Below are 17,038 nucleotides of genomic sequence, written 5' to 3'. Positions count from 1 at the left end.
TTTGTACTTATAATTTACTTGACTGTAAAATCTGTAAATTATAAGTATCGAATCATCAATCAACCTCTAAGATTTTTGTTAAAAGCTTTGCAGGAGGATTTTTTATGAATCAGTCTTCAGAAATTCAAGAAGTCAAAAAATATAAACCATTACTTTATATTACCCCTAATAATAAATCCAGTTTACAACAATCTCTATCTTCAGCAATTACTACTGTAACTACTGAAGATGATAAATCAAGTAATCTGACATCAAATTTATCATCTATCTTAAGAGCGGGAATTTTAATGTCGGAAATTTTTATAGATATAAATTTATCTCCTTTTATTTTAATACCAGCAGTAAAAACAATTCTTGCTCGCCAACAAAATACTCAAGGTAGCAAACAGGCAAAACCCGACGAAAATACAAAATTAGCTTTAAGTGAATTTAATTTAGAAGGTTGGTCAGAATTTATTACAGAAACTCCCTACTCAGATATACCAGAAGATTTTGACTTTCCTCCAGGTCATCCATTACCAGGAAAATTATATAGAGCGCATCCCTTAAAATCTAAAAGTAATAAATATATTCCTATAGAAGTATTTGACTCTTTGCTTTATGCAGAAAGAGAAGCGGAACTAATTCGCTTATTGGTAGATTTAGGAGCAACTCAAATTACAATTAAAGAAAAAAAAGTCGGTAAAACAGCAACAGAAATAGAAGCAAATGCTAAACTTACCGGAGTAGGTGGAGTAGAAAGCAAAATAGAAGGAGATATTAATAAATCAGATGAATCAATCAGAAATTTATCACTTGGAGGACAACCCTGGAGTTCGGAAATAGTAGAAAAATTTGACGAAAAAAATTATAGTTGGCTTGCTTATGAACCAGCATGGACAGCAGTTGCTCATAGTCGTTTATACGGAAAATGTTTAACAGCTTCTATTGAATTAACCAATGATGATTCTTATTCTATTTCAGGAAAAATAGGACTAGCAGAAGGATTACTACAAAACTTAACTGACTTAAATTTAGGAGCATCATTTATCCGCAATCAAAACAAAATAAGTCTAATTTATGTTGAATTTGCTCCTCCAGAAAAAAATGGAAAATCATAATTTTTATCTAAGCTTCCTTGACATAAATATAGGTATGAAAAAGAATGTAGAGATTTTCCATGGAAAATTCCTATAAAAATTTATCGAAAATCCAAATATTGTCTGAATAACTAATAATTTTTGCCTAATACCAATTCCTAAAAATCATTCTCTACCTATTGAGCTTTTCAATTATTAAGTAAGAAGTAAGGCTCATTCAACAATTAATAATTAATAATTACCTCTCCTTGAAAACGGATAGGATTTACTAATAATGAATTTTTTTTCTTGTTTCTCCTTTAAAGGAGAGGCTTTAAACCTTAATTATTCGATAATATTTTTAGCAATGATTTGTATAAAGTAAAAATATTTTATGCATTATTTACCTACTCCCTACTCTCAAGAATATTTAGCAAAAATGCCTGATATTTGGTATGAGCTTCCTTGAGAAATTGAATAATTTCTCTCACATCATTCAGAAATTATCTATCTGTTCAAAGTTGATAGCGCTACTATTATCTAATAATTAATTTTTCAACCCTCTATCCATCAACTATCAAAAGGAAAAATTTTATTTGAAATAATTCAATTATTGAAAGGAGAGGTAATTGTTAATTGTTGAAAATTCTTAATTTTTCAGAGTGCCAGTAAGAAGATATTTGTACAACGAGATAAATAATCAATTTTTACTGATAACTGATAACTAATAACTGAAATTACCAATCATAATTCCTAAGTCTGAGACTATACCAAAACTATTGAGTTATTAAACTTGTGAGAAGTGTCAGGAAGCAGTAGCAGTTTTTTAACAATATTTTCTGATGATTTATACAGTTTTTATTGGAAATTTATAGAGATATCAATTTTATCTATGGTCTGATAGGATATATAGCAGTCGAAAGAAAAGGACTGGAAAATATCAAAAGCTTAAAACTCAGACAACGTAATATTTTTCCTTCTTCCTTCTTCCTTCTTCCTTCTGCTGTAAAATTGTGAATTAAAATTTCTAGAACATAGGATAAATAAAATAATGACTGAATCTCAAACTGGACGAATGTTGCTTTCCCACAATTTTGAACTCTCAGAAAATACTCTGCCTGAATTAAATAGGGAAGAATTTGCTCAAGTTTTCATTAATGGTTTAAGCAAATACCCACAACTTAAATGTCGGCAATTAAATCATCCTCATTGGATGGTAGAAGTTTTATTTGAAACTCAAGTTTTTTCCCCACCTAAAGTTGGTGAAAAATGTGCTGAAGCTTTAATAGAAAAGCGAATAATTCAAAAAAATGACAAGGATTTAATTGTTGATGTCTTGATTCTCGGAGGTTTGAAAAAAACACCTCCATTAAGTGATTCTCCTGATACTCTCCAAACAGGAGAATGGGGTATTGATGTTGTGGAAACTCACTCAGCAGAAACTTTTCTCAATATCCTTAACTGGGAGGAAAAAACTGCCGGAAAAACTATTGAAAATATTTTTAAAATAGAAATGAAAAATATTCTGAGTTAATTTATTTACTGAATCCATTTCTCGTCGAAAAGTTGTGCGAGGTATGTTTCAATCTGGGTGCATCTCAATGCATGAATAAAGCCAAAAATTTATCGCTTTTAGGGAATAGGGAATAGGAAAAAAGTATTCTGGCAAATATTGAGATACACCCTTCAATCTTTAAATCAAAGTGGTAGATTCAAGATTGAATAAAAAAATTATTTATAGCAGTCGAAGCAAAGGTTAGAACAGTTCAATAATTGATAATTGATAATTACTTCTCCCTAAAAGGAAGAGGATTGAATGAAAGTAAAATCAATTCATTTTTTCTCCTTTAAAGGAGAGGATTTTTACCTTAATTATTCGGTAAAAAGTTAAAAATTCAGACAACGTAATACTTTTCCTTCTTCCTTCTTCCTTCTTCCTTCTTCCTTCTTTACTTCTGCTATAACAATTTTTTGAAGAGGAAACAGAAAATATATTTGAGACTCAATTCAATGCCCGTAAACTATGTCCATAAATTATTTTTTAAGGCTGATATTTTTCCTTCTTCAAATTGAAAAAATATTGGTATTCTTGATGATTCTAAAGCTTCCAGAATAGAGACTAATATGAAACTGATTTTAGTTGCTCCAAATAAATTATTATATGATGCTTTTCAAGAACATTTCTATTATTTACCCAATCTAGAAATCATCAATAGTTATTTCGAGAATGTACCAGAATATGACTGTTTAGTAAGTCCAGGAAATTCTTTTGGACTTATGGATGGTGGTATGGATGCAGCGATCGTCAAATATTTTGGTGATTTTTTAATGACTTCGGTTCAACAAAAAATATTAGATGAATATCTAGGTGAACAACCAGTTGGCACATCTACTATTGTCGAAACTGGTCATCCTCAACATCCTTTTCTTGCCCATACCCCCACTATGCGCGTACCTATGTCCATTGCTGGCACTGATATTCCTTATATAGCAATGTGGGCAATGTTACTGGCAGTGCGACACTACAACCGTCAGCAACAGCAACAAATTCAAAATGTTGTCTGTCCAGGTTTGGGTACAGGAATAGGAAAAGTTTCTTACCAAGAAGCAGCTAGACAAATGGCTCTCGCTTATGACCATTTTGTTTACCCGCCCAAATCAATTAATAATTTTATTGCTGCTGAAAGGCAACTCCAAATTTGGGAAGAGGGAGACTTGAAAAAAAGATATAGTTAAATTTATGACTATTACCGATAAGTTAGTTATTGATTTGGCTAGGCGATCGCTATTTTTAGCTAGACTATAAAATGTTAAATTTAATTATATTAACTAATATCATGTGGATATCGTAATTTCATTTGAGTTGCATAAAAAAATTGGTCGCTTTTAGGCAAAAGGCTGGGGTCAATATGTAAGAAGGTTTGTTAGACTTTTTACTGTTAGTAAATAACCTACTCTTGTTTGACATCTCATTTGATAAAGCTATAAATATTTGCTAAAAATTCTAGTTTTTGAGCTGGCTATAAACACAGTTTTTTTGTCATATTCTTTGATCGAATTAATTTTAACAAGGAGCTATTAGCTAGAGGACAAAATTAATTAGTAGTAGCTCTAAATATCTTACTAATTTAGAGTTGGTAAAATTATTACTTTCTCTTCATTTTACAGTCATGTTAAATCTACTTAGTTTCACAGAGATTAAATTACCCCATAAACCCCATAATTAGAATATTAATTGATTGTCAGGTTCTTTCATCAAATTTTAGTGAAAATTGTTTTCCTAGTGATTTAGCAGGTCTAGTATTATTAGGATATAATTGAGCAAATTTTTCGATTTGCTACTCCGTTCTCAATAGATTTGTCACTAAATATTTAGTCTACTTCCAGGTGTATAATTTACCTGGATTATATGAGTATTATCAATAATATTTATGGGATATTTTTTGTAGTTATATCATGTCCGGATAATTAGCGATCAAAAAACTTTCTCCTTCTACTCCTCTTTCTTCTTCTTTATTTCCTCCTGACTCCTGTCTCCTGTTTCCTGACTCCTTCGTCGTTTATTTATAACTATTCAATCGGACATGATATTATATTATATCTGTTGGTATAGTTTGTGTAAAAAACTTGGGAAATATCTACTTTTTCTTTCTTTCAAATCTTCTCTCCTAGATAACTAAAACTTTCTTCCTTTCCTGAACTTTATAATACCGATGCTGCTGGACTTGATATTAATTGAAATTTGAGGTGCTTCAATAGATATAGGTGATTTGATATTAATTGGTAATTTATTTTGACCAGTCTGAAAAATCTAAGATTCTGGCGATCGTTCTGCCCAATTTTCTGGTCTACTTTTTCCTATATAACCCCAATTAATATGACTTCTTTCTCCGACTATAGTTGTCTTTAAACTTTAAAATCAAACTCAGAGAAATACCAACAGTTACTATTGGTAGATATAGCAGTAGAAGGAAAGAGCGCGGACATATCAAAAGCTTAAAACTCAGAAAACCCAAGATTTTTCCTTCTTCTTTCTTCCTTCTTCCTTCTGCATAGAACTAAGAGAAATACCAATAGTTACTATTTATTAGTAGATATAGCAGTCGAAGGAAAGAGCACGGAAATATCAAAAGCTGAAAACTCAGACAATTCAATATTTTTCCTTCTTCTTTCTTCTTCCTTCTTACTTTTTCCTTCTGCATTGATAAATACTATTGCTGTTAAATTTTGAATTAGAGATATTCTCTACTCCTTAAATCCAATGTAAATTACTACATTTATAGGACTACCTTAATATGACTAAAAAATTAAATAGACGCTCATTTATTTCCTATGGTACAGCAACTTTAGTAACTAGCTTATTATTAAAAGCTTGTGCTGATTCTCCCTCTACAATGATTCTGACAGAAAATCCTAGTAATGATTCTATAAATAATTCTGAAACTTTTAAAATTGCTATTGCTTTACCTGGAGTTATTACCGATGGAGGATGGAATAAATCTGGTTATGAAGGGGTAAAAAAAGCAGCTGAAATTCTCAATGGTGAGATGATTTATGTGGAAAATATTGCCCAACCAGACCAGGTAGAAACTCTTTCTGATTTTGCTAGAAAAAATTATGATTTAGTGGTAGGTCATGGCGGACAATTTGATGCAGCTATTCAACAAGTAGCTAGTCAATTTCCTGATACATTTTTTTTGGGGGTTAATGGTAATATTGCTGGTGAAAATTACGCTTCAGTGACAACAAATTATTTCCAAATGGGTTATCTTGCTGGTGTAATTGCTGGTTTGATGACTAAGAATAATAAAGTTGCTTATCTTACAGGTTTATCTTTTAAAGGAACTAATTTACAAGGTAAGGCATTTGAGTTAGGTGCTAAGTCAGTAAATTCTAGTGTTGAAGTTGTAATTAGTTACACTGGAGATTTTAATGATATTGCTAAAGGAAAAGAGGCTGCTTTGGCTTTAATTTCTACTGGGGTTGATGTGATTTATCACTTATTAGATAATGCTGCTCCAGCAGTTTTGAAAACGGCACAAGAAAAAGGAATTTATGCGGTGGGTAATACAACAGACCAGCTTGATGTTGCGCCAAAAGCGGTGCTGACCAGTGCAGTACAGGATGTTGGAGGGGCGATCGCTTATGTTGCTAATCTTGTTAATAATAATCAAGTTAAGGGAGAAAAATATATTTTAGGAATTGAAAATCCAGATATTACTAAGTTGGGTCGTTTTAATGATGTTTTGCCAGAGGAAGTTCAGCAAAAAGTGGAAGAAGTTCAGCAACAAATGTTAGCTGGAAAACTGAAGTTTGAAGATTGTACAGAAAGTGGTCGGGATAAAGTTTGCGTTCAAAAATGATGGAAGAAGAAATAAGGGGGAAGTAGATAAGGAAGAAGATGTTTAGCGATCTAGGAGAGAGGGAAAAATCTGGTGTTGTCTGAGTTTTAAGCTGTTAATATGTCCGCGCCTTTTCTTTCGACTACTATAATTAAAGTTAGAAAAATTTTTGAATAATAAATAATACGGATAATGTGGAGGGAAAATATCTACTTCCTCTCTCTATTGCCACATCCGCAATAGTCAAATCATTTTATGAAGCGCATAACTTGAGAGTGTGTAGTAGAGAAAATATCTACCTCCCCTCTCTATTGCCACATCCGCAATAGTCAAATCATTTTGTGAAGCGCATAACTTGAGAGTGTGTAATAGGGAAATATCTATTCCCTCTCTATTGCCACATCCGCAATAGTCAAATCATTTTGTGAAGCGCATAACTTGAGAGTGTGTAATAGGAAAATATCTACTCCCTCTCTATTGCCACATCCGCAATAGTCAAATCATTTTGTGAAGCGCATAACTTGAGAGTGTGTAGTAGAGAAAATATCTACCTCCCCTCTCTATTGCCACATCCGCAATAGTCAAATCATTTTGTGAAGCGCATAACTTGAGAGTGTGTAATAGGGAAATATCTATTCCCTCTCTATTGCCACATCCGCAATAGTCAAATCATTTTGTGAAGCACATAACTTGAGAGTGTGTAGTAGAGAAAATATCTACCTCCCCTCTCTATTGCCACATCCGCAATAGTCAAATCATTTTGTGAAGCGCATAACTTGAGAGTGTGTAATAGGAAAATATCTACTCCCTCTCTATTGCCACATCCGCAATAGTCAAATCATTTTGTGAAGCGCATAACTTGAGAGTGTGTAATAGGGAAATATCTATTCCCCCTCTCTATTGCTATTGCCACATCCGCAATAGTCAAATCATTTTGTGAAGCGCATAACTTGAGAGTGTGTAATAGGGAAATATCTATTCCCCCTCTCTATTGCTATTGCCACATCCGCAATAGTCAAATCATTTTGTGAAGCGCATAACTTGAGAGTGTGTAATAGGGAAATATCTATTCCCTCTCTCTATTGCCACATCCGCAATAGTCAAATCATTTTATGAAGCGCATAACTTGAGAGTGTGTAATAGGAAAATATCTACTCCCTCTCTCTAGTGCGGATGTCGCAATAGTCATTAGTCAAAACTGCTAATTTTTGCCCAGGTACTTATTTTCCCATCTATGGACGAACAAATCTATTAAGTTCTTTAACCAATAAATGTACAGTTGTGGAAGGATTATCATTAACAGGATTAGGTGGATTATATTGCTCTAATAACTTCTCAGCATTTTTAATTGCTTGAGGTTGCTTACTTTCCAATATCTCATACATTTTGTTGCTATTTTTTTCATATTTTTTATTCAGCTTTTTAGTCAAAGCTTTTTTATAATCTTTGCGAGACATGGCGGTATCTCGATATTCAAAATGTAACAAATACCAAATTTCAAATGCTTCATTTGAATAAGCAACTTTAATATTATTATTTTCAGCATCTTTTATCGCTTGATTAAAATTTTTTACCGGAAATGAATCACGGTCAAATACACACCAAACTTGATTGTAATCACCGTCTTCTTTCATAATCTTTAGAGCTTCTTTGACCAAACTAATTGTATTTTGACCCAATCCTCTCACATCAATCACATCTTTAGGTACACGGAAACTCTGAAAATAATTTCGTTCCGTTTGTTCTCCCTCACAAACTATCAAAAAACGCTGAATAACTTCTCGTTTTTCTACTGTCTCATTTCTTGAATAACGACTATATTTACTTTTCCCAGAATGTTGATAATTTCTCTTATATTCTTTTTTTTTAGCCATTTTTTTCAAATAATTCAGTGAAATTATCAAGAAAAGGTATAGCTCCATATTTACCCTTAATATAATCACTTTCAAAAGTCGCATCATTCGGTACTTTGTATTCAACTAAAGAATATAAATCAGTCGCTCCCTGCCGATTTTTTTCTGTAAACCATATCTGGTCTCGTCTAAAAATTTTATTACTAAGTAAATTAGTATCGTGAGTCGTAAAAATAAGTTGGGCGTTTTTAGGATTTGTTTTCTTAGAGTTAAATAAATCAATAATTGCGCGAGTGATGATTGGATGTAACCTAGCATCAAGTTCATCAATTATTAAAATTTCTCCATTCTTTAAAGTATCTAAAATTGGCACGGCAAAAGCAAACAATTTTTTAGTTCCTTCTGACTCATTTTTCTCAAAATCAAATACTTCTAAAGATTCCACTTTTCCTTCAGAGTTATACTTCTTATGAAAACTTTGAATATCATCAGTTAGTGCTCCAGAATCTAGCATGAATTTTCTAAATTCCTCTGAAATAAAATTAGGTAACTGTTCTTGTAAAACCTTTTTGGTCTCAATTTTAATATCATCAATACCTAAGTCCCATTCCTTAATTAATTGAATAATTTCATTTTTGTATTTACTATCTTTAAAATATTCAACTGTTACTTGTTGATAAAAATTGCTATGTAATCCGGAAATTATATTCAAATCTCTAAACCACCGCAAAATACTTGTAGAGATTTTGCTATTAAATTGAGCATTTACAGACAGAAAAAGAGCATTATTTCTCGTCTTATCAGCAATTAATTTACCAAAATACTGATTTTCACTAAATACATTAGTCATCTCGATGCCATTTTCATCACGTTCAAATAGTCTAGTCTCCCTAACTTTTGGCACATAAAATAACCATTCAGAAACCACTTGTTTTTTATCGACTTCAAAACCATACCTATATAATTTATGGTCTAAAATAAAAACTATTTCAAAAAAAGAAGGTTTTCCTTCCGTTGCCGTACTTAATCTAAACTCCTCTATATTAATAGCATCTTCTATCTGAGTTTCTTTTGAAGAATTAAGCACAAACCGACGCATAAAATCTAATGCTTTAATTAGATTACTTTTGCCACTAGCATTGGCGCCATAAACAGCACAACTTTTCAGCAAATTTAATTCATCATCAACTTGAAAAATATTATTTTCATCAACACTGTTATTTTGGGCAGTCACCTCTGTCGCCACCATACTCAAAGTGACATTTTTTTTAAAAGATAAATAGTTACCAACACTGAATTGAATCAGCATAGAATTATAAAGAATAGATCGAGTGGTAAATTTGTGAAAAAATTACAAATTTACACTAATTATACTATTGATGATTACTTTATATGAAATAGAATAATTATCGCTACGGAATATCTCACATAACCCCCTGAAAAAGGAGAAAATATATAGCCAATATTTTAATCTTTCAGATTATATAAACAATTTTGGCGTTGCTGAATAGCGTGTATGATATTAACCTTAATTACTTAGGAGTCAACCCACCCGCGCGCTCCTCCCAGGAGGGGAAGTCAGAACTCAGTCCTCAGGAAGGAATAAAGAAGAAGAAAGAGGAATAGAAGGAGAGGCTTTGCATATTTGTGGGATGAATTGTATGCTTGGATAAAAAAGAAGTATTAAGCATGAGATTTACCTGTTTAAAAAAGATTCATCCCGCCCCTCAGCAACGCCACAATTTTAATATATGTATTGTATATAGTAGGTAAAAATCATAGTACTATAGCAATCATAAATCATTTGTAAAAAATTTTAGGATATATAAAAACTCTCAAGCTTTTACCCCTATTTCCTGTTTCTTAAATTCAAAGATATTTTTACCAGCAACCGAAATAGGATTACTATATATATTTAGAATAGATAAATTCTCATTCCCAGGAGTTTTGCTATAGTATAGAAATACTCAAGAATAAAATTATAGAAATGACATCAGAAAAAGAATCCTTAAATCAACCAATAACAACTAACTCAACAACTCCCTGGTGGTTAAAAATATGGCAAGAACAAAAAGAAAATATTAAAGTTTTGGCGATCGCTTTATGCTTATCTTTATTAGTCAGAATATTCATTGCAGAGCCAAGATATATACCTTCAGACTCAATGATACCTACTTTAGAAGTAGGCGATCGCCTAGTGGTGGAAAAAGTATCTTATCATTTTCATCCACCAGTAGCAGGGGATATTATTGTTTTTCAACCACCCCAACAGTTACAACGCTATGGTTATGTTAAAAATCAAGCTTTTATCAAAAGAGTTATTGGCCTGCCAGGAGATACTATTAGAATTGAGAATGGTCTAGTGTATATAAATGACCAACCGCTGACTGAAAATTATATTGCTGAACCTCCTGAATATACTTTGCCAATTTCAGTCGAAGTTCCTGAAAATCAATATTTTGTGATGGGAGATAATCGTAATAATAGTAATGACTCTCATGTTTGGGGTTTTTTGCCTAAGAAAAATATTATAGGTAGGGCTATATTTCGCTTTTGGCCTTATCCAAGATTTGGACTATTAATTAGGGAGTAGGGTTCAACAATTAATAATTAATAATTAATAATTAATAATTAATTATTAACAATTCTTTCCTTTAAAAGAAGAGGATTGACTAAAAGGAAAATTTTTCTTCTCTTGGTCGATTGGATATAGCAAGGAAACCTCGACATCCCTCGACCGCTTTTATCCTTTTAAAAGGCTATGCTTTATAAACATTTTTATTAACATAAAGATTGACAAAATAGACAAGTTATCTATAAGTCTTTCCAAGGTTTTTGTGAGAGAAAAAGTGTGTGAAAAAGTACATTTTTTTTGATAACTTAAGTAGTTTTTCCTATCTACTATGATTCTTTCTTCCCTTTTCCCCTGCTCCCCTGCTTCCCACAAGATTTTCAGGAGTTCCTGATCAGGGATAGCTTTAAAAACCACATTCCGCACGTCAAGAGCGTAACATTAAAAGTAGTATATAAATCCGTAGCTTGGTAGATATTTATACTATGCAAATCATCTTAATTACTTTTTTCGTTGATCAAATTCCGAGTAAAAAATTTACGCATAAATACTTGCTATACATGATTACTCAATCACGGCAGCTATGATTTTCTTCTAAAATTCTGTCTCCTGAGTTCCCCTCCTGGGAGGGGCGGGGGTGGGTTGTCTCCTGACTCCTTCTTCGGTTGCTACATTTTGTCGTGCGGAATGTAGGTTAAAAGGGGATGCTTTAAATCACAATTTTTCGGTAAATAGTCTTTCAAAATTTATGAGGGTAATCTCTATTTTCAGTCAAACAGACATAACGAATGAAAATCTTTTAATTACTCAAATTATTTGTAAAATGCTTTGTTTCAGACTTGTTATAAAATCTCAATAATAACACCTCAGACCTAATTCCTTACCATTGTTGTTTATCTAAAACAGAAGGTAAACTTAGTTTAGGAAATCTGTAGAATGTATCTCCTTGCTCGTCAATTTCTAAAGTTGCGGTAAAAACTTGTGCTTGACGTTCAAGATATTTCTGAGCTATTTGAGCATCAAGTTTAGCAGCAGCAGCTAATTGAATCAAAGAAATTTTACCATTTTGTAGTTCTAGTAATCTGTAAAAAGCATCATCTAAAATACGCTGTTGTTGCCTATCATTAGATATATTAAAAATAAATCCACCTAATATAATTCCTAATCCTGTGAGTATTACGAATTCGATAATAGCCATTCGATCAAAAAGAGAAAGAAGTAAGAAGTAATAAATCAGAATAAACCAAAAATCCGAGGGATAAATTTAGAATATTAGGTAGAGCAAAATGCAGAATAAAAAACAAAACTAATAAGCATTCAGGTGTCAGCTATCAGCCATAAACTATTAACTTAATTGCCCTTAAAGAAGGAGTCAAAGTTAAAAGATTTAACAGAATTAAAAGTTTGAAATAAATTAGCTACTTGCTCATAACTCAATATTACTCAAATAATGGCTGAATCCTTACCAAAACTATGGATGTATAGTAATTTTTTTTTACCTATTAAGCTTATTAAGAGTAGTGCAATAAAATAAATGAATATTTATTATCTTTGCCCTAGTTATCCTAAATTTTTTCTATTTTTATAGCTAGAAATTTTATGATTTAAACTAATTAGAGTAATTGGTAGCTTAGTCTTAAAATCTCAAGATAATTTTAGTCACTAAATTATCCAATTACCCTAATTTTAGACTCAGTTTGACCTAATTATTTTAAGCTTCAGGTTCAACAAGATTTTCTAATCCAGCAACTACCTTCGCAGAAATAATTTTGTCTCCTTTACCTAATTTTTCCAAAATCTTTTTCCCTTCCACAACATAACCAAAAACCGTATAACGACCATCCAGTAAATTTACTCCTGCAGGCGTTAACTCTGGTTGGAATAAGAAAAAGAAAAATTGAGAAGAACCACCATCATTTTCAGATTCAGGACGAGCCATTGCCACTGTACCATAAGCAGAAAAAGGTAGAACAGGTTGTTCCCGAAAACGACCAATTTCTTCTAAAGTAAAACTATATATTGGTTCCTCATCTCCCTTGACCAAAATTTCCAGTGGGATATTACGATACTCACCACTATCAGGGTCAATAAAACCAACTTCTGGGCCAGGAGGATCTCCAGTTTGCAAAACATAAGACTGTTCTGAGCGAATAAACTCTAGGCCATCGTAAAAACCCCTCTGAACTAAATCTACAAAATTACCAGCAGTAATAGGGGCACTATAACCATCAACAACCAAAGTCAAAGAACCTTTTTCCGTTTCCATCTTAATAGTAGCGCGACCTTTGAGTTGAGGTAAATTAACAAACTCTGAAGGAACTTCAAACGGAAACCCTTCTAGCATCAACTCTTCAAGCTGACCCACTAATGCCAGTAGTTGTGCCCGTTGCTCCAATACTTGTTCCCCATCTTTAGCTTCAGCAACTTCTCGAATATTAATAATGCCCTGATCAAGTTGTTCAATTATGGCCTCTGCCTCAGATTGTTTCGACTCAGGAACACTAGCTAATAACTTAGATTTACTAATATTAAGAACCCTAGATGCAGCAGCAATATCACTACTAACAGGAGTCCAACGTTTACCTCGCAGTCTATTAGAAATATCTTCCAGACTGCTTTGTATTTTACGCACTGGTTCATTGTCTATCGGTAGAGCATACCTTAATAATGCCTTACCATCGGTAATCGGATCGCCCTGGGGCAAACGGCTTTCACGAGTTGTTGTGCCACCACCAAAGTCCCACCAAGCAGCACTAAGACCAACAGACAAAGTGAAAAGTAATAGTGCTAGAATGCCAGTTTTAAGCAAGCGTTTACAAGTGTTAATTACGGAATTGTGTAGATTTAGCATACTTATGAATTTTTATTCCCTTACTAATATTACATGGCTGTCCACACTCATAGGATTTTTGGGGGGAAAAATTAGGTTTTAGATTTGGTCGCCAGTTAGTTTTGTTGATGTATGGCAATAGGCAATAGATATAGAGATATAGTGTTATGTCATGTCCGGTTGAACAGTTATAACCCACATTCCGCACCACAAAATGTAGTTTATAAGAAGGAGTCAGAACTCAGAACTCAGAACTCAGAATTTAGGAGAAAATCATAGCTGTCGTGATTGAGTAAACAATCAAGTAAGTATTTATGATTAATTGTTTACTCAGAATTTGATCAACGAAAAAGTAATTGAGATGATTTGCATAGTATAAATACCTACCAAGCTACAGAATTATATATTACTTAGAATATTACAAATTGAAGTGCGGAATGTGGGTTATAAATAAACGACTCAGGAGTTAGAATTCAGAAGTCAGGAGTCAGGAGTCAGGAGAAAAGAAAGAAGAATAGAAGGAGAAAGTTTTTTTAATCACTAATTACCCGGACATGATATTACGCATTTAAGGTTAAGACATTTTGCCTTCTAGAGTTGTTGCCTTTTCCTAGGGGAATGCTGCGCAAATAACTCAAGTTTATTGTCTTAAGAACATAACGTACTATTATATGCCTTAATATGTCTGAGAGAAAAAAACTTTTGATTTTGATCGCCAGACATCAGAGATTTTACATAAAATTATTTTGACGAGGTGCTAAAAATTGCTTTCTACTCCCACGATATTTGACAATTTTTCTGACTCCCGAATATTGTACGATGTCTAATGTTAAGTTCTAATCTGATAATTTAATTAAAAACCGCAATAACGTTGTTATATGATTTCTAGTAATGATTTTCGCCCCGGTGTGACTATTGAATTGGATGGTTCAGTTTGGCGGGTGGTAGAATCTCTGCACGTTAAACCAGGCAAAGGTTCTGCTTTTGTCCGAACAAAGCTCAAAAATTCACAAACTGGTAGTGTAGTGGAAAGAACATTTAGAGCTGGTGAAACAGTACCTCAAGCTACTTTGGACAAGAGAGAAATGCAGCATACTTATAAAGATGCTGACCAATTTGTGTTTATGGATATGAAAACCTATGAGGAGGCCAGTTTAAGTTCAGAACAAATTGGCGAAGGTGTTAAGTATCTAACTGAAGGTATGGAGGTTAATGTTATTCAGTGGGGCGAACAAATAATAGAAGTGGAACTACCCAAATCAGTAGTTTTAGAAGTAACTGAAACTGACCCTGGTGTTAAAGGAGATACTGCTACTGGTGGTAGTAAACCTGCTATTGTCGAAACAGGGGCTCAAATTATGGTTCCTTTATTTATATCTAAAGGAGAACGGATTAAGATCGATACTCGAAATGATTCTTATTTGGGTAGAGAGTAATAGTAGAAAACTAGATTTATTGTAGAAGGTAAGTTATGCATTGATTGCGTAATTCTGAGGTCTGTTTACAGGGCTTAATAAATGTGCGGAATTACTGCCGCACAAAGCCCCTTGATCATATTTTCAGATGTACTTGAGAGAGAGAAAAAATAGGTAAAATTTTAATTAAATAAATTAGAATTCATTTTAATTTTGGTTTTATTAAGAAGTATAATTCAGTATTTATGGCAGGAATTAAGCCCCTTGTATTTTTCTAGAAACTTCTACATTGTTTTTTGATTAATAAGTATATGGTAATTATGCTATCACCTAAATTTCAAGCTAACTTCTGTAAGTAAAAAAAATTATGGCTTTGAATTTCACACTTCTACATCTATACTAAGACAGTAATAAACTCTTCTTTTTATTCAATATTAATTAATTGAGTTGAACGCCGATTAAATGAGGATATAAAAACAGTGCAATTAGATTTACATCAACTGCGAGAACTACTAACAGCAATAGACCAAACTAATATTTCGGAGTTGACTTTAAAAAGTGGAGATTTGGAATTAACAGTACGTAAAGGAACTTCATTTAGCGATCGCCTCTCATTGTCTTCTGCCGATGGGACTGACCCTTCCGAATTTGTTTCTCCTGGTGCTACCCAATTAAACACAACAGCAACCAAAACTTCTCCTATGACTCCAGGAACACCTCCTACAGTCTCAAGCAAATTTGAAGAAATTTTATCTCCAGTTGTGGGCACTTTTTACCGCGCTCCTGCTCCTGATGAACCATCATTTGTAGAAGTGGGCGATCGAATTACTTCTGGCCAAGTAGTTTGTATTATTGAAGCGATGAAAGTTATGAATGAGATTGAAGCAGAGGTATCTGGACAAATAGTAGAAATTTTAATCGAAAATGGGCAACCTGTAGAATATAATCAGCCTTTAATGTTAGTTAACCCCAACTAGAGTGTATAAAAATCATGCCACAATTGATTGAAAAACCAACTCGGATTGAACCTACAGGTAATAAACCGAAGCAAATTGATGAGTATATTGGTCGTGTCAATAGTCAAACAGATGCTATTAGTATTGCTCAAATGCGCTCTCCAAGTGGTTGGATGGAACCAGGTCAAATGCCAGAATTTGATGAATTTACTCTGGTACTAAAGGGAAAACTATGTGTTGAGTTTGAAGGCGGTCAGTTAGAAGTTAGTGCTGGCCAAGCAGTAATAGCTCGCAAAGGAGAATGGGTAAAATACAGTACACCTGGTGCTGAGGGAGCAGAATATGTTGCCATTTGTCTGCCTGCTTTTTCCCCTCATACTGTAAATCGTGATTCTGATTGACTACTCCCCGGATTCAAGTCACAGGGATTCTAAGTAGATACCACGCAACACGGATTTATCCTGTTGCTTCGTCTATTCTTAGCTGACCAAAGATATATTCTTTGGGGACAGGTAAAAGTGCCCCTACACAGTTGGCTAAGGCTAATACCTAGCATTCTACTTACTTTTTGTTAAAAATGATAGCACAGGAAAACTTTAGTTGTCTAGTCTAAACGACTCCCTTGTTTTCATCCCCCGGTTAAAACACGGGGGCATTCAACGTCGCTTTTCGGTAAATACTGAAAAACTTTACTATGGTAGGAGCGGCTTTGAACTATCTGTTTACTTTAAAACCGCTCCTGAAATGATGTATGATATGTGACATACTCCCACGCCAACCTTAAGGTATGGCGTAGGCTTCTCGTTTCTCAGTCCCGGTACCCCGTCGGACAAGCGCGTGCTTTAAAAACGGAATGCCCTACCGCCCTATTTTTAATATTTATTACTGCATTTCCGTTTGTCATGCTCCGCAAACAAATAGCGGTCAATAATCACACAGCAATTGGCACAATAATGAGTTCTTTCTGGTAATTTTTTGGGGACCCCCTCACCACAATTTGAACAATTTTGGC

General features: G+C 33.4%; 12 protein-coding genes. 8 read left to right on the top strand and 4 right to left on the bottom strand.

Annotated features, from left to right (window positions below):
• Positions 1 to 104 precede the first annotated feature (104 nt).
• The 4 genes from F6K15_RS20560 (at position 105) to F6K15_RS20545 (ending at position 6,421) form a co-directional block, all read left to right on the top strand.
• A complete protein-coding gene (locus F6K15_RS20560) occupies positions 105 to 1,100 on the top strand; it encodes a hypothetical protein (RefSeq protein WP_293063737.1) in 996 nt (331 codons plus the stop codon).
• Between the two features lie 1,009 nt (positions 1,101 to 2,109).
• Positions 2,110 to 2,592, top strand: a complete 483-nt coding sequence (locus F6K15_RS20555; RefSeq protein ID WP_293063736.1) for a DUF2656 domain-containing protein — start codon at positions 2,110 to 2,112, stop codon at positions 2,590 to 2,592.
• Positions 2,593 to 3,182: 590 nt separating this feature from the next.
• Positions 3,183 to 3,794, top strand: coding sequence for a macro domain-containing protein (locus F6K15_RS20550; protein ID WP_293063734.1), 612 nt, complete (start codon positions 3,183 to 3,185; stop codon positions 3,792 to 3,794).
• 1,559 nt (positions 3,795 to 5,353) lie between these two features.
• Entirely contained in the window at positions 5,354 to 6,421 is a 1,068-nt protein-coding gene (locus tag F6K15_RS20545) for a BMP family protein (RefSeq protein WP_293063732.1), read from the top strand.
• A 1,211-nt stretch (positions 6,422 to 7,632) separates the two neighbouring features.
• Here the strand turns inward: F6K15_RS20545 and F6K15_RS20540 are convergent.
• Both F6K15_RS20540 and F6K15_RS20535 read right to left on the bottom strand, forming a co-directional pair.
• Positions 7,633 to 8,274 (bottom strand): RloB family protein, encoded by a 642-nt coding sequence (locus tag F6K15_RS20540; RefSeq protein ID WP_293063730.1) that lies wholly within the window; start codon positions 8,272 to 8,274, stop codon positions 7,633 to 7,635.
• Entirely contained in the window at positions 8,267 to 9,562 is a 1,296-nt protein-coding gene (locus F6K15_RS20535; protein ID WP_293063728.1) for an ATP/GTP-binding protein, read from the bottom strand. The genes F6K15_RS20540 and F6K15_RS20535 overlap by 8 nt, the downstream gene beginning before the upstream one ends.
• Before the next feature lie 678 nt (positions 9,563 to 10,240).
• Between F6K15_RS20535 and lepB the strand changes: the two genes are divergently transcribed.
• A complete protein-coding gene (gene lepB, locus F6K15_RS20530) occupies positions 10,241 to 10,846 on the top strand; it encodes a signal peptidase I (protein ID WP_293063726.1) in 606 nt (201 codons plus the stop codon).
• Between the two features lie 859 nt (positions 10,847 to 11,705).
• Here the strand turns inward: lepB and F6K15_RS20525 are convergent.
• Both F6K15_RS20525 and F6K15_RS20520 read right to left on the bottom strand, forming a co-directional pair.
• Positions 11,706 to 12,023 carry a hypothetical protein gene (locus tag F6K15_RS20525; RefSeq protein WP_293063725.1) on the bottom strand — a complete coding sequence of 106 codons (318 nt, stop codon included), beginning with the start codon at positions 12,021 to 12,023 and terminating at the stop codon, positions 11,706 to 11,708.
• 513 nt (positions 12,024 to 12,536) lie between these two features.
• A complete protein-coding gene (locus F6K15_RS20520) occupies positions 12,537 to 13,676 on the bottom strand; it encodes a peptidylprolyl isomerase (protein ID WP_293063723.1) in 1,140 nt (379 codons plus the stop codon).
• A gap of 857 nt (positions 13,677 to 14,533) precedes the next feature.
• Between F6K15_RS20520 and efp the strand changes: the two genes are divergently transcribed.
• The 3 genes from efp to F6K15_RS20505 all read left to right on the top strand — a co-directional run bounded on the left by efp (position 14,534) and on the right by F6K15_RS20505 (position 16,427).
• Positions 14,534 to 15,091, top strand: coding sequence for an elongation factor P (efp, locus tag F6K15_RS20515; protein ID WP_293063721.1), 558 nt, complete (start codon positions 14,534 to 14,536; stop codon positions 15,089 to 15,091).
• Between the two features lie 458 nt (positions 15,092 to 15,549).
• Complete coding sequence (accB, locus tag F6K15_RS20510; RefSeq protein WP_293063720.1) at positions 15,550 to 16,047, top strand: acetyl-CoA carboxylase biotin carboxyl carrier protein; 498 nt, start codon at positions 15,550 to 15,552, stop codon at positions 16,045 to 16,047.
• Positions 16,048 to 16,061: 14 nt separating this feature from the next.
• The gene (locus F6K15_RS20505; protein WP_293063718.1) at positions 16,062 to 16,427 is read left to right on the top strand and encodes a cupin domain-containing protein; all 366 of its coding nucleotides are present in this window, start codon (positions 16,062 to 16,064) and stop codon (positions 16,425 to 16,427) included.
• The last annotated feature ends 611 nt before the right edge of the window (positions 16,428 to 17,038 follow it).

The sequence above is a fragment of the Okeania sp. SIO2B3 genome (genome assembly GCF_010672525.1).
Taxonomy (GTDB): domain Bacteria; phylum Cyanobacteriota; class Cyanobacteriia; order Cyanobacteriales; family Microcoleaceae; genus Okeania.
The sequence above is the reverse complement of the archived record's forward strand: the minus strand, read 5'-3'. Positions and strand labels throughout refer to the sequence as shown.